The sequence below is a fragment of the Mammaliicoccus sp. I-M35 genome (genome assembly GCF_022386455.1).
GTDB classification, from domain to species: Bacteria; Bacillota; Bacilli; order Staphylococcales; family Staphylococcaceae; genus Mammaliicoccus; species Mammaliicoccus sciuri_A.
In genome coordinates, this window is the sequence record NZ_JAJNIL010000009.1 from 1 (window position 1) to 13510 (window position 13510).

Here is a 13510-nt window from a genome sequence, read left to right on the forward strand (position 1 = left end):
TACCAAATTGTTTAATGAGACGTTTGATAAACGCATATGCTGAATGATTATCTCGTTGCTTACGCAACCAAATATCTAATGTATGTCCCTCCGCATCAATGGCACGATATAAATAACTCCATTTTCCTTTTATTTTGATGTACGTCTCATCAATACGCCATTTGTAATAAGCTTTTTTATGCTTTTTCTTCCAAATTTGATATAAAATTGGGGCATATTCTTGAACCCAACGGTAGACCGTTGAATGATGAACGTTTACACCACGTTCCCTTAATATTTCAGATATATCACGATAACTCAATGCATATCTTAGATAGTAGCCAACGGCTACAGTGATAACATCCTTGTTAAATTGTTTATATCTGAAATAGTTCATACAGAAGACTCCTTTTTGTTAAAATTATACTATAAATTCAACTTTGCAACAGAACCTTTTGTATTATGTTTTGCTAAACGTTATGACAAAAGTTAAATCACGCATTTATGCCGAGAAAATTTATTGAAGTTGAAAAGAACTCTTAACTAAACTTGGAGACGAATGTCGGAATAGCGTGAGCTATTAAGCCGACCATTCGACAAGTTTTGGGATTGTTAAGGGTTCCGAGGCTCAACGTCAATAAAGCAATTGGAATAAAGCAACTTTTTTATTTTTTAGTCATAATTCTACAGTTGGAGTTCCAACATGCTTCCTTCTTCTGATTTCATGAAGCCGTTTTTTTGATAAAAATTTTCTGCTAGTTCTCCACCTGTAATTAGAAAAATTTTATATATTTCATCAAGTTTGAGTGAAGCAGAGACAGAATTCATTAATTTTTTACCTACGTCATTTTTTTGATATTCAGGTATAACATGAAATTCATCTATACAAAATTGGTTCATGCCACTGAAATAATAATCTATTCTGCCGATACACATTGCGATTACTTTATTATTTTCTTCGATTACATATCCTTTAGAATTAAATCCGCTCATTGTGGCTTCAATTCTAAGTAATGCTTCTTTTTCAGTCCATTTGTTATACCATGGATCTCCCTCATAAGCTGAAACTAAATTTTTAGCACAAGCAGTATAGTCTTTATTTTGAATACTTCTAAATTTCATATACATCCCTCTTTTTGATTGTATATATTTTCTGTTATTACTGTTTTTTATCTAGTATTTCTTGTAATGGTGTTTGTTTTTGATTAAGTACCTTTTCTAAGTCATTGCTATATAAATTTAAATGATTTTCTTTTATGTCTTTTTGTATAGCTAAAGTAAAATCGATAAGGTCACTAGGTAGATTAGATTCTTCTAAGATTTTTTTGTTTTCCTTTTCGTTTACATTTATCAGATTAATATTTAAATCTAATATTTTTCCTAATTCTTCATAGGTAATAGGTGTACCACCTAATTCATATATTTCTTGCTTAGGTGCTAATTCTGATATTATACGTGCAGCTGCAATTGCATAATCTTTTTTAAGAGCCCATCCTACTTTTCCATTACCAGCTGAATGTTTGAAGTCTTCTCCTTTTTTTGCAGCTTCTAATAAAAGAAATTCGTTTTCAAGATACCAGTTGTTTCTTAAAAATGCGTGTTTGATACCAGATTCTGAAATTAATGTTTCTGTTAGTTTGTGGTCAGGAGCGATTATAGATTCAGATTCTGTTGCATTAGGTGCTGAAGTATAAGCAACAAAACTTACGTTTGATTCTTTTAATGCTTTTACTACATTTTCATGTTGTTCTTGTCGTCTTTCTAAATTTCCAGAAGATATAAATAAAACTTTATCAATGCCTTCAAAAGCTTTAATCAATGATTCTAAATTAAAATAATCTGCTTGTCGTATTTCTACTCCTAAATCAACTAAAGATTGTGCTTTATCAAGGGAACGAACAGTAACGGATACATTGTCTACTCCTACTATTTCAACAAGTTCTTTTGTCGCTATATTTGCTAAATCTCCAGTTGCGCTTGTTATTAAATATTTCATTTTATCTTCTCCTTTTTTTATTACTTATTCTATTAATTTACTCGTTTTCTTTAAAAATCAAAACGTTTTGCTTGGGTTTTTGATTATGATTAGTGGCAATAGACATTTATATTAGATCTACAGAGCAGACAAAGAAAGAACATGCATTTATGCCGAGAAAATTTATTGAAGTTGAGAATAACCCTTAACTAAACTTGTAGACGAATGTCGGCATAACGTGAGCTATTAAGCCGACCATTCGACAAGTTTTGGGATTGTTAAGGGTTCCGAGGCTCAACGTCAATAAAGCATCTATAATTATTTGAAAATATAAGTTACAATATATTCAAAAATATTTTTGAATGAGGTGTAATTGTGATTAAGACTATTGTAACTGCTGCTATTCTTTATATTGCCACTGCAGTAGATTTATTAGTGATTTTATTAATATTTTTTGCTAGAGCAAAGACTAGGAAAGAATATCGAGATATTTATATTGGTCAGTATTTGGGTTCTATTATTTTAATATTAGTTAGTTTGTTTTTAGCTTATGTATTAAATTATGTTCCTGAAAAATGGATATTAGGATTATTAGGATTAATACCGATTTATTTAGGTATTAAAGTAGCAATTTATGATGATTGTGAAGGAGAAAAAAGAGCTAAAAAAGAATTAAATGAGAAGGGGCTATCAAAATTAATTGGTATTGTTGCTATAGTAACGATAGCAAGTTGTGGTGCTGATAATATTGGTTTATTTGTTCCGTATTTTTTGACATTAAGTGTTGCTAATTTATTAATTACTTTGTTTGTCTTTTTAATTTTAATTTTCTTCTTAGTATTTACCGCACAAAAATTAGCTAATATTCCAGGAGTTGGGGAAATTGTTGAGAAATTTAGTCGTTGGATTATGGCTGTTATTTATATAGCTTTAGGTTTATTTATTATTATTGAAAATGATACTATTCAAACAATTTTAGGTTTTATATTTTAATTTAGGGTGTGATTTTATATGAGTTATGAAAATACTTGTGATGTGATCTGTGTACATGAGGATAAAGTTAACAATGCTTTAAATTTTTTAGAAGATGATAAATCTAAGAAATTACTTACCATTTTAGAAAAAATTTGTGATGAGAAGAAATTGAAAATCATATTATCTTTGATTAAAGAAGATGAGTTGTGTGTTTGCGATATTTCTTTGATATTGAAAATGAGTGTTGCTTCAACTTCACATCATTTAAGGCTTTTATATAAAAATGACGTACTTGATTTTTATAAAGATGGAAAGATGGCATATTATTTTATTAAAGACGATGAAATAAGAGAGTTTTTCTCTAAAAATCAGGAGGGTTTTTGAAACGAGTTCCTTCTTGTCTTGATGTGGATCGGGATTTTTGTTGTAGTTTTTATCTTACTATTTTGGAGAAAAGAAAAATAAATAGATCACGTATTTATACCGAGAAAATTTATTGAAGTTAAGGGTTCCGAGGCTCAATGTCAATAAAGCAATTGGAATAAAGTAATAAATTTAAGGAGTGTTATTGTGGAATTTTTAGGTATTGAATTAGCACAATTTTCAGCATTTATGATTGCTGTTGTAATTATTATTATAGCTCCTGGTCCAGATATGTTTTTTATTTTAAGTAGGAGTATTTCAGGAGGTAGGAGATTAGGATTTTTAACAACTTTAGGGATACTACTAGGCGTAATGTTTCATATCTTTTTAGCTGCTTTGGGTATATCTTCTATTTTGATGGCTTCATCGTTAGCATTTCAAATCGTTAAATATATTGGGGCTGTTTATCTTATTTATTTAGGTGTTAAGAGTTTTAGAGAGAAAAGTTTTTTTGATACTAATATTGAACAAGTACCTGTATCTGGTAAATCAGCGTTTATACAGGGAGCTATTACAAATGTTTTCAATCCAAAAGTTGCATTGTTCTTTTTAACGTTTTTACCTCAATTTGTTAATGAAAATACAGGTAATATCTTTATTCAATTTGTATTTTTAGGTTTTTGCTTTGCCTTTTCAGGATTTATATTTGATCTTATTTTATCTTTCTTAGCGAGTTCGATAATTAGTTATTTTGCTAAAAGTAAAATTGCTATGCTTTTACAGCAAAAAATTAGTGGTGCTATTTTGGTAATATTAGGTCTATTTTTAGCTTTAGAAAAAAGCTAATTTTTTTGTGATTTTGAAACGAGTTTCTCCTTGATAATCAAACATAATGAACAATATATAGAAGTAATTTAGGTAGAGTTATTTTTCATTATAAATTATGCTATAATCTTATTAGATTTGGTTACTTCCCCTGATTTAATCAAATTATAAATAAGTCTCTATCATACACCTCACTAATGTGGGGTGTGTTTGTTTAATAAATGACAAAGTTCAATGATTTTAGAAACATGTTCATTACTAGCGGAGTATATATTTAAAAGAATTTATATGTTAATGTGTATGTAGACATATTAAACACAATTATGCGGAGAATCTACTCGATTATTTGAGTAGATTTTTATTTTGATTAGAGTGTCCAAAGTGATATACTTAATATAGTTTAAACCTATATCTCTGTTTTAGATTTAAACTCATATTTGGTAATACCTTTTTCACCTCACTAATTAGTGAGGTGTTATTGTTTATAGGATAAAGAAATGATATAGTAGTTAGATGAAACTGTGTTACCCTAAAACACTTAACCTCTACACAATGCCATGATGTGGAGGTTTTTTTATTGATTAATATATAATGATGTAGTATTACTATATATGAGTACATTTTATGTACTTAATTTTCATATACAATAATCCATTAACTTACCCTATCATTTTTAATGATAGGGTAAGTTTTTCAATTTTATATTGCTATATTTAGAATTGTTTGGTAGTTTGGTTATACAAGGAAGGGCTTAACATCCAATTTATCTTTCCTTGTAGTTAAATGATCTATTTCGCTTTACCACTCTAGATCTCTTCCTAATAACTAGAGTGGTTTTTGTATGAAAAAAACTTTTAAATGAATACTAGATGTTAGATTATGTACTATCATTTTTCCAATTATGTTTTAATAAAAAAAGCCCCGTTATGGGGCTTTTTTATTCCTCTATTATTTCGTCTATATCTTCAATCTCTGTCACATCGACATTATCTTCTTCAATAATAGAATCTAGTCTTTTATGAATCTCATCTTCAGTCCAACCTGTTTCTTGAAGTGGTTTACTAATTTTCATGATTTGTTCTCCTTAGTATGATATTTCACTCGTTTTTGCAGAAATATTAAATACTTATCGTTTGAAATTCACTATGGTTTATGAATTAAAAGTCTCAAATGTCATTTCATACAAATCTTTATCATCTAAATTAACAAACTCCTCAATATTTACTCTATATGTGATACTATTTTGCTTTTTAGAGATTTGGCTAAAATATTTTATATTTATATACATATTAGTTGTATACCCATTATTTTTAATTGTATCTTCAAACTCTTCAAACGCCTTTTTATTAATAGGCATTAAATAAAATTTATTACTAGGCAAAATATTTATATGTTTTTCTTGTAAAATTTCATTTTCATTTTCATCTAAATAAACTTTTATATCAATATTTTTAGCAGTCCCACCACCTAAATTTTGTAGTTTAAAAGCAGTATTTACATAGTCAGTATCAGATTCAGTTAAATTCTTCAATTTCAAACGTTGAGTTTGTTCAATAATAATCTGATCAAAAGTCAAGAATGGTATAAAAGAAATCTTGATTTGTCTTATTTGTATCATTACTGAAACGAAATATAAAATCGCCATAATAAATGTTCCAATTGAACCAATTGCTTGTAAAATATTTAACATTAAATTCCTCCTTATAATAACTTATTTCTACTCTATCTATATAATACAAGCTATAGTTAATAATATAAAATAAATGATGTATAATTGCATTATCATTTTAGTAATTCAGGTTTTAAAAATAAAGTTATAAATTAGAAAATCATCAATAATTATTATGATTTAAATGTCTCTAAATATATTTAAGTGATAAGCCAAACCACTCAATATACCGTTATCTTAATAATTTAGAAGACAAGGGAGAGTAAAATTAATGAAGATTATCTAACTAGTTTTTCTGTAGCACACATAAAGAATTTACACAAATGTATGATTAAAACTAAAAATGGAAAATTAAAAGAGTTAACAAACGAAATATAAGGAGCCCTTTATGAATAAATATACAAACATTTTTTTGGTAGCATTAAAACTTGGTTTATTATCATTCGGTGGACCTACTGCCCATTTAGGTTATTTTTATGATGAGTATGTGAAGAAAAGAAAGTGGCTTGATGAAAAAGAGTACTCTGATTTGGTAGCACTATGCCAGTTTTTACCTGGTCCTGCAAGTAGCCAAGTAGGCATTGGTATTGGAACTATGAGAGGAGGAATCATAGGAGGTATTATCTCATTTATAGGATTTACTCTTCCTTCTGTAATTATGCTAATGATATTTTCAATGCTATTTACAAATAGTGATGCGAATTTCACTTGGATACAAGGCTTAAAACTAGTAGCTGTTGCCATTGTAGCTCAAGCCATTATTGGTATGGGTAAAAAATTAACAAATACTAAAACCACTATTACATTGGCATTATTTGTACTTATATTAGCATTAGTAATAAATAATCTTTATATACAAGTTATTGCACTATTAATAACTGGTGTATATGGTCTTATATTTCTAAGAAAAGATGCAACATCTAGAAATAAAATAAAAAACAAAACATTTAACTTACCTAAAAAATTAGGTTTAGTTTCTTTATCGCTATTCTTTTTACTCTTAACTATATTACCTATAGCTAGTTCAATAACCAATAATCTATGGTTAAAAATGTTTGATAGTTTTTATAGATCGGGTTCTTTAGTTTTTGGGGGAGGACATGTTGTCTTACCTTTATTGAAAAATGAGTTTGTACCATCAGGTTTAATATCACCCGATAACTTCCTAACAGGTTATGCTGCTGCTCAAGCTGTACCCGGTCCATTATTTACGTTTGCTTCATATATTGGTATGTCAATAGAAGGAATTTCAGGGGGGATTTTGGCAACTATCGCTATTTTTCTACCTGCGTTTCTTTTGCTATTTGGAATTTTGCCATTCTGGGATAATATTAAGTCTAATATATATGCTGAAGGCTTTTTAAAAGGTATAAGTTCGGGCGTAGTCGGCATTCTTATTGCTGCTTTTTATAATCCTATTTGGACGTCAACGATTAATTCAGAATTAGATTTTGCTTTAGGTAGTCTATTGTTTGTATTATTAATGTATTTTAAATTTCCCTCTTGGTCTATCGTTTTAATAGGTATTATTTTAGGTGTTCTATTTTATTAATCTAAATTAAATAAAATAATTTAGAAGTACAGTATTAAAAGGATAGTTTATTTGAAACCCACTTTAAAAGAGCATACTATTAAATTAGATTAACTAAGGAGGTTTTATTAATGAGAGCAGCAGTTTGGTATGGTAAGAAAGATGTACGAGTTGAAGAGCGAAAATCTAAAGATTTAAAAGACAATGAAGTCAAAGTTAAAGTAGCTTGGGCTGGAATTTGTGGTACAGATTTACATGAATACTTAGAAGGTCCTATATTTATTTCAACAGATAAGCCAGACCCGTTCCTTGGACAAAAAGCGCCTGTTACATTAGGACACGAATTTGCAGGCATAGTAGATGATATTGGTTCTAAAGTTACAAAATTTAATAAAGGCGATCGTGTTGTCATTAACCCTACAGTTTCAAATCATGAAAAAGAAGAAAATATTGACCTTTATGATGGTTATTCATTTATAGGCTTAGGTTCTGATGGTGGATTTGCAGAATTCACAAATGTCCCAGAAGAGAATGTTTATGAATTACCTGATAATGTTTCAGATAAAGAAGGTGCTCTCGTAGAACCAACAGCTGTTGCAGTTCAAGCAATTAAAGAAGGGGAAGTTCTATTTGGCGATACTGTTGCTATTTTTGGTGCAGGACCAATTGGTTTATTAACAATAATAGCAGCCAAAGCAGCTGGTGCTAGCAAAATATTTGTTTTCGATTTATCAGAAGAACGACTTAATAAAGCTAAAGCAGTAGGCGCCACTCATACTATAAATTCTCGTGAATCAGATCCAAGTGATATTATTAGTAAATACACTGATAACGGCGTTGATGTATCATTTGAGATAGCTGGTGTAGCCCAAACACTTAAATCAGCAATAGACGTTACTAAAGCAAGAGGTATTGTTGTTATAGTTTCTATATTCGGACATCCTATTGAATGGAACCCAATGCAATTAACGAATACAGGTGTAAAACTTACTTCAACAATTGCTTATACACCTACTACATTTCAACAAACGATAGATTTGATTAATGAAGGTAATTTAAAAGTAAAAGATGTCATCACTGATGAAATTGAGTTAAATGATATTGTAGAATCAGGGTTTGAACAACTTGTAAACGATAAATCACAATCCAAAATTCTTGTTAAATTATAATATAGGTTATAACAACAAATGAGTTTACTACCCTACTTTTATCAATATATATAATAGATCAACTGACTACTACGTGTTTAGCAATCTCTCAATCCTGAAATAAGACTGTTAGGAGCTTTATATGTTTTAATGATTATGGAGTGGGTATATATTACTATTGATAACTTTAGGAGGAATTTATTTATGGCAAAAAAAATTGCTGTTGTACTAGATAATTATTTTGAAGACGTTGAATATACAAGTCCAGTTGAGGCTTTAAAAAACGAAGGACATGACATTACTGTAATAGGAAAAGAAACAGGTACAGTAAAAGGTAAATCTGAAGATACTGAAGTAACAGTAGATAGAGCGATTAGCGATATAAAACCTGAAGATTTTGACGCATTACTTATCCCAGGGGGATTCTCACCAGATATGTTACGTGGAGATGAAGAAGGTCGTTTTGGAGAATTCACAAAACATTTCGTTCAAAATGAAAAGCCTGTATTTGCGATTTGTCATGGACCACAGCTATTAATCGATACAGACTTATTAAAAGGTAAAAAATTAACAAGTTTCTTATCAGTTCGTAAAGATTTAGAAAACGCTGGTGCAACAGTAGTAGATGAATCAGTTGTAGTTTCTGATAATATCGTCACTTCACGTACACCTGATGATTTAGAAGACTTTAACCGTGAATCTGTAAATTTATTAAAATAATCATTTTTAAAAGAGGAGACTATCAGTCTTCTCTTTAGTTTTATATAAAATAGTCATCATTAACACAAATGAAGATATTCTTAGTAAGATGATTAATTCTATAAAGGTTTATGTTTATAAGGTAAGGTAAGAGGTATAGTTTAGCATGCTTGTAAATAATATTTAGAATGGAGTGTTATTTTATGAAAGCAGTCACTTATCAAGGACATAAGAAGATGAAGATGGAAAAAGTTGAAGATGCTAAGATTATTGAATCAACTGATGCAATTATAAAGATAACAGCATCTGGGATTTGTGGTTCAGATTTACATTTATATCATCAAGGTGATTTATTCATGGAACCTGGTTTTGTCATTGGACATGAACCGATGGGTATTGTTGAAGAGATAGGAAAAGATGTAAAAAAACTAAAGAAAGGAGATCGTGTGGTAATACCTTTTAATATTGGGTGCGGGGATTGTTTCTACTGCAATAACGACATGGAATCTCAGTGTGACAATTCTAATGAAACACCAGCGAACTGGAAGTTAGATAATGGTGGACTATTCGGTTTTGGTAATCTTCATGGTAATCACTGGGGCGGACAGGCAGAATACTTAAGAGTACCTCATGCTGACTTTTCTTCGTTTAAGGTTCCCGATAACAATCTAAAAGATGAGCAAGTTTTATTCTTATCAGACGTTGTACCTACTGCTTACTGGAGTGTAGAACACTCAGGCGTTAAAACCGGAGATACAGTTATTGTATTAGGTTGTGGTCCTATCGGTTTAATGGCGCAGAAGTTTGCAAAACTAAAAGGTGCAGAGAGAGTGATTGCGATTGACAATGTACAGCATCGTCTCAATCACGCTAAAAAGTACAATGGTGCTGAAGTGTATAACTTTGATGAAGAACAAGAAATAGGTAAACTTCTTAAAGAAAAAACGCGAGGTGGCGCAGATGTTGTTATTGATTGTGTAGGAATGGATGGACAGCAATCGAGTCCAGAACAAGAGCTATCTGAGCATTCTCAACAACGTGGAACAATAAGTCCTATACTTACTGCTACTGAATCAGTAAGAAAGTTTGGGACAATACAGCTTACCGGTATATATGGATCACCTGCTGATAATTTCCCTATAGATTTAATATTTAACCGTGATATTACAGTAACAAGTGGACAGGCTCCTGTTATTCATCTAATGCCTAAACTTTACGAGATGATTAAAGATGAAGTATTTGATCCTACAGAAATTATTACACATACTTTCCCACTTGAAGAGGCAGACGAAGCTTACAAAGTATTTGATCAGAAGAAGGATAACAACATCAAGGTTGTATTTAAACCAGAATAGACTATAAAAACTTTTGTTCTCGACTATTAAATTATTGGATATTGTTAGAGGAGATAGTTTATCTCATTAAAAAAAGGAGTATCATGAACACTTTGTTCTTATGATGCCCCTTTTATTTTTTTATTAATTATTAAATAATCTATCATCTCTACTAATAATTATTTTTCTCTAAAAACTCATTTAAAACTTTATCTGATATTGATTTTAATGATACTGACTTTAGAGATACTGATATTAATGACATGAATGGAATGAGTGGTAATAATATAGATAGTATGTCTGAAATAAATGACCTTTCACTCCATTCAAACCATGAAAATGATCATTATTTAATTGATGAACAATCTCATTTATTAAAACCCTTACCTAAAGACTTACAAGAATTCATTAAAAGTAGATATATATTAACTGATAGCATAAGTATTATAAATAAAATTATGCAAGCTAAAAGAGAAGCAGCTAATAGACGTGGTGATGGCTTATTCTTTATGTTCGAAGAAAACCCCTACTTATCGAAAAAAATTATTGATATCTTAATAACTGTCAATCGAGAAATGCAGAAAAAACGAGAATCAGTTCAAGCACTGTTAGGCTATTACTATAATTCATTAGTCAATGGTTTAGAAGAATTTCATTTTACAGAGCAAGCAAAAAAACAGTACAAAATAAAGAAAATCCATTTCTAGATATATAAACGATCATATAAAGAGCGTTTATATATACTTCTTAAATATGTTTAAAGATGATTGTTTGATGAAGATTCACCATCAGAAGAAGATGTATTAAAAACTGATGGAGACAAAGCGTCTATCACAACTGAATTAAGCGATGAAATGACTTTTGAAAGAAAAAACTAATGACTTGAATTAACCATAAATTCAATTAGTGGCGTAAATGGTCTTTTAAAGGTCATTTAACGTTTCTTTCTAAATTAGGGTGTTTAACATCAAAGGCTAATAAAAAGAACGTTCTATTCTCTTCTATGTTTATGTGATGTGCTAATCATTAAATATTAAAAAAAGATTGGCATAATGACATGACGTTTGTTATTGTTCTATACTGCCTTGTTATACCAATATTTATAGTGCTATATAACCATAAAAATAATTAAAATTATGGTATATGCAATTATACATATATACTGGAAGTTTAGTCTGTTAGGTTTGATACAAATGAATAAAAAATATAATCTTGTTATTCTATGAAGAACAATGTGTTCAAATAAAACAATTACAATTAAAAAGTCAATTTTATTATATTTTACGCATTTTGGAACCCTGTGAAACATCCTCATTTACAATGAAAAAATTTTATCAATGAGTTCTCTTTGTAAGATTGTTTAAGGCCTTAAAATGATTTTAATAATTTTCTTTGAATTGGGTAATAGTTTGCCCTGTCCATTTTTTAAAAGCACGTAAAAATGAACTAGTTTCTGAATAACCAATCAAATAGGCTACCTCATCAATTTCTATATGATAATTTTTAATATAATTAATAGCCATTAATTTTTGAACTTCCTGCAATTGTTGTTTATATGTTGTACTTTCAGCAGATAGATTTCTTAGAATTGTTCTAGTACTAATACCGATATTTTTAGCGATGTCCTCTAGTTTGAAATTGCCACTAGGTATCAATTTAAATAATATAGATTGAATAGTTGAGGTGAATTTTTGATTATTAGCTAACTCTGCTAACCTATGATTAAATTCACCTTCTTAGAAATCCCACATGACATTATATTGAAGGAAATTTTTATAGAGTGAAATGATGAAGAATTAGTTTTTAGATATATCACAGGATGATATAATTATAAAGTCGCCTATCTCTCAGGCGTCAATTGACGTAGAGGGGGAGGTGCATATTAATGTTCGAAACTCTTGTTCACATCATGACCACAGTCATCGGTGGTTGTATCGTCACTCTTTTTGCGCATTGGTTAAGCAATCGAGATGATAAGTAAAATAGGCGACGACTAGCCAACGCAAAAATCCCCTCACTATTGCGAGTAGTGAGGGGATTGGTGCATATATGCACGAAACTCTTGTTAAATAGAGTATAACATTATAATGAAGAAAAATGCAAAATAATGAAATAAATATTGAAGATTTTAGCTTCCGTGGTTTTCTCATTTCCTTCATCTATATTATTATAAAAGTCATACATAGTATTTTTTAAAGATGGATTCACTTGATTTCCATCACCCTCATATTTCTGACTCTCATCTTCCAAATAATCTAAGAAAGTATTATGAAAATCCTCAAAGTCAGACCATAATTTGACATCTCTTTTTATTTCATTAAAAAGAGTGTTTTTTAGTAAAAGGTTATTATTCTGATCGTATGAATAAAAATCCATTACCTATAAAAAATATTATATACAATTAGTATTTCTTTCCTTTATACATTAAGTAATTTTAAAATTTCAATCATTTGTTAAAGTACGATAAACAGTTGAACGACTAACACCTGTTTTTTTGCGATTTCCTCACCTGTAAGTTTTTGTTCGGCTGTCATTTTTGGAGTTATATGGCACAAATTTTGTTTTTTAAATGGCAAAACACCCCTTATTTAGTTAATAAGGGGTGTTTATTATTATCTCAATTTAAACTTTTCTATAGCTAATTTAATCTCGTCTCTAACACGTTGAAATTCTGACCATTCTTTACCTGCTGGATCCTCAAAACCCCAATGCTCTTTTTTAACGTTTGGTGGTAAAATAGGACAATTATCGTCTGCATCACTACATAACGTTACGACCAATTCTGATTGTTTTAAAATATTATTATCAATCAAGTCTGACGTATGGTTTGATATATCAATATCTACTTCTTTCATAGCTTCTATTGCTTTAGGATTAACACCATGCGTTTCAATACCAGCAGAATAGACATTCCAATCTTCACCCAATATTTCCTTTCCCCAACCTTCAGCCATTTGGCTACGACAAGAGTTTCCTGTACATATAAAATAAATTGTTTTCTTATCCATAATT

General features: G+C 29.7%; 16 protein-coding genes and 1 pseudogene. 9 read left to right on the forward strand and 8 right to left on the reverse strand.

Features of this window, described 5'->3' with window-relative positions; translation table 11 throughout:
* From LQ679_RS10660 to LQ679_RS10670, 3 genes and pseudogenes are all read right to left on the reverse strand, one after another.
* Nucleotides 1-376: pseudogene (locus tag LQ679_RS10660) on the reverse strand (IS6-like element IS257 family transposase); the annotation flags it as partial.
* Nucleotides 377-663: 287 nt separating this feature from the next.
* Nucleotides 664-1101 (reverse strand): GNAT family N-acetyltransferase, encoded by a 438-nt coding sequence (locus tag LQ679_RS10665; protein ID WP_058611732.1) that lies wholly within the window; start codon nt 1099-1101, stop codon nt 664-666.
* A gap of 37 nt (nt 1102-1138) precedes the next feature.
* Nucleotides 1139-1975 (reverse strand): NAD(P)H-binding protein, encoded by an 837-nt coding sequence (locus tag LQ679_RS10670; RefSeq protein ID WP_058611733.1) that lies wholly within the window; start codon nt 1973-1975, stop codon nt 1139-1141.
* Nucleotides 1976-2329: 354 nt separating this feature from the next.
* Between LQ679_RS10670 and LQ679_RS10675 the strand changes: the two genes are divergently transcribed.
* The 3 genes from LQ679_RS10675 (at nt 2330) to LQ679_RS10685 (ending at nt 4138) form a co-directional block, all read left to right on the forward strand.
* Entirely contained in the window at nt 2330-2947 is a 618-nt protein-coding gene (locus tag LQ679_RS10675; protein WP_058611734.1) for a CadD family cadmium resistance transporter, read from the forward strand.
* 18 nt (nt 2948-2965) lie between these two features.
* Nucleotides 2966-3313 (forward strand): ArsR/SmtB family transcription factor, encoded by a 348-nt coding sequence (locus tag LQ679_RS10680; protein WP_058611735.1) that lies wholly within the window; start codon nt 2966-2968, stop codon nt 3311-3313.
* A gap of 186 nt (nt 3314-3499) precedes the next feature.
* Nucleotides 3500-4138, forward strand: coding sequence for a LysE family translocator (locus LQ679_RS10685; RefSeq protein ID WP_058611736.1), 639 nt, complete (start codon nt 3500-3502; stop codon nt 4136-4138).
* A gap of 916 nt (nt 4139-5054) precedes the next feature.
* Here the strand turns inward: LQ679_RS10685 and LQ679_RS14825 are convergent.
* On the reverse strand, nt 5055-5189 hold the full coding sequence (locus tag LQ679_RS14825; protein ID WP_255307886.1) for a hypothetical protein: 135 nt from the start codon (nt 5187-5189) through the stop codon (nt 5055-5057).
* A 78-nt stretch (nt 5190-5267) separates the two neighbouring features.
* On the reverse strand, nt 5268-5807 hold the full coding sequence (locus LQ679_RS10690; RefSeq protein ID WP_058611737.1) for a hypothetical protein: 540 nt from the start codon (nt 5805-5807) through the stop codon (nt 5268-5270).
* A gap of 367 nt (nt 5808-6174) precedes the next feature.
* Between LQ679_RS10690 and chrA the strand changes: the two genes are divergently transcribed.
* From chrA to LQ679_RS10715, 5 genes are all read left to right on the forward strand, one after another.
* A complete protein-coding gene (gene chrA / locus LQ679_RS10695; RefSeq protein ID WP_058611738.1) occupies nt 6175-7338 on the forward strand; it encodes a chromate efflux transporter in 1164 nt (387 codons plus the stop codon).
* Between the two features lie 110 nt (nt 7339-7448).
* The gene (locus LQ679_RS10700; RefSeq protein ID WP_058611739.1) at nt 7449-8486 is read left to right on the forward strand and encodes a 2,3-butanediol dehydrogenase; all 1038 of its coding nucleotides are present in this window, start codon (nt 7449-7451) and stop codon (nt 8484-8486) included.
* A gap of 183 nt (nt 8487-8669) precedes the next feature.
* The gene (locus LQ679_RS10705; RefSeq protein WP_058611740.1) at nt 8670-9185 is read left to right on the forward strand and encodes a type 1 glutamine amidotransferase domain-containing protein; all 516 of its coding nucleotides are present in this window, start codon (nt 8670-8672) and stop codon (nt 9183-9185) included.
* Nucleotides 9186-9367: 182 nt separating this feature from the next.
* Nucleotides 9368-10519 (forward strand): zinc-dependent alcohol dehydrogenase, encoded by a 1152-nt coding sequence (locus LQ679_RS10710; RefSeq protein ID WP_058611741.1) that lies wholly within the window; start codon nt 9368-9370, stop codon nt 10517-10519.
* A gap of 251 nt (nt 10520-10770) precedes the next feature.
* Entirely contained in the window at nt 10771-11205 is a 435-nt protein-coding gene (locus tag LQ679_RS10715) for a hypothetical protein (RefSeq protein ID WP_239450740.1), read from the forward strand.
* 672 nt (nt 11206-11877) lie between these two features.
* Here LQ679_RS10715 and LQ679_RS10720 read toward each other — a convergent pair.
* On the reverse strand, nt 11878-12153 hold the full coding sequence (locus tag LQ679_RS10720) for a helix-turn-helix domain-containing protein (RefSeq protein WP_239450741.1): 276 nt from the start codon (nt 12151-12153) through the stop codon (nt 11878-11880).
* A 230-nt stretch (nt 12154-12383) separates the two neighbouring features.
* Here LQ679_RS10720 and LQ679_RS10725 point away from each other — a divergent pair, with 230 nt between their 5' ends.
* Nucleotides 12384-12479: a type I toxin-antitoxin system Fst family toxin gene (locus LQ679_RS10725; protein WP_142263508.1), complete on the forward strand. Its 96-nt coding sequence runs from the start codon at nt 12384-12386 to the stop codon at nt 12477-12479.
* Between the two features lie 101 nt (nt 12480-12580).
* Here LQ679_RS10725 and LQ679_RS10730 read toward each other — a convergent pair whose 3' ends face one another.
* Both LQ679_RS10730 and arsC read right to left on the reverse strand, forming a co-directional pair.
* The gene (locus tag LQ679_RS10730; RefSeq protein WP_058611743.1) at nt 12581-12874 is read right to left on the reverse strand and encodes a hypothetical protein; all 294 of its coding nucleotides are present in this window, start codon (nt 12872-12874) and stop codon (nt 12581-12583) included.
* Nucleotides 12875-13110: 236 nt separating this feature from the next.
* Nucleotides 13111-13506, reverse strand: a complete 396-nt coding sequence (gene arsC, locus LQ679_RS10735; RefSeq protein ID WP_058611744.1) for an arsenate reductase (thioredoxin) — start codon at nt 13504-13506, stop codon at nt 13111-13113.
* Nucleotides 13507-13510 lie beyond the last annotated feature (4 nt).

Coding starts and splice junctions, on each gene's coding strand:
- LQ679_RS10665 (WP_058611732.1), bottom strand. CDS start 1,101: ATGAAATTTAGAAGTATTCAAAATAAAGACTATACTGCTTGTGCTAAA.
- LQ679_RS10670 (WP_058611733.1), bottom strand. CDS start 1,975: ATGAAATATTTAATAACAAGCGCAACTGGAGATTTAGCAAATATAGCG.
- LQ679_RS10680 (WP_058611735.1), top strand. CDS start 2,966: ATGAGTTATGAAAATACTTGTGATGTGATCTGTGTACATGAGGATAAA.
- LQ679_RS14825 (WP_255307886.1), bottom strand. CDS start 5,189: ATGAAAATTAGTAAACCACTTCAAGAAACAGGTTGGACTGAAGATGAG.
- LQ679_RS10690 (WP_058611737.1), bottom strand. CDS start 5,807: ATGTTAAATATTTTACAAGCAATTGGTTCAATTGGAACATTTATTATG.
- chrA (WP_058611738.1), top strand. CDS start 6,175: ATGAATAAATATACAAACATTTTTTTGGTAGCATTAAAACTTGGTTTA.
- LQ679_RS10700 (WP_058611739.1), top strand. CDS start 7,449: ATGAGAGCAGCAGTTTGGTATGGTAAGAAAGATGTACGAGTTGAAGAG.
- LQ679_RS10705 (WP_058611740.1), top strand. CDS start 8,670: ATGGCAAAAAAAATTGCTGTTGTACTAGATAATTATTTTGAAGACGTT.
- LQ679_RS10710 (WP_058611741.1), top strand. CDS start 9,368: ATGAAAGCAGTCACTTATCAAGGACATAAGAAGATGAAGATGGAAAAA.
- LQ679_RS10715 (WP_239450740.1), top strand. CDS start 10,771: ATGAGTGGTAATAATATAGATAGTATGTCTGAAATAAATGACCTTTCA.
- LQ679_RS10725 (WP_142263508.1), top strand. CDS start 12,384: ATGTTCGAAACTCTTGTTCACATCATGACCACAGTCATCGGTGGTTGT.
- LQ679_RS10730 (WP_058611743.1), bottom strand. CDS start 12,874: ATGGATTTTTATTCATACGATCAGAATAATAACCTTTTACTAAAAAAC.
- arsC (WP_058611744.1), bottom strand. CDS start 13,506: ATGGATAAGAAAACAATTTATTTTATATGTACAGGAAACTCTTGTCGT.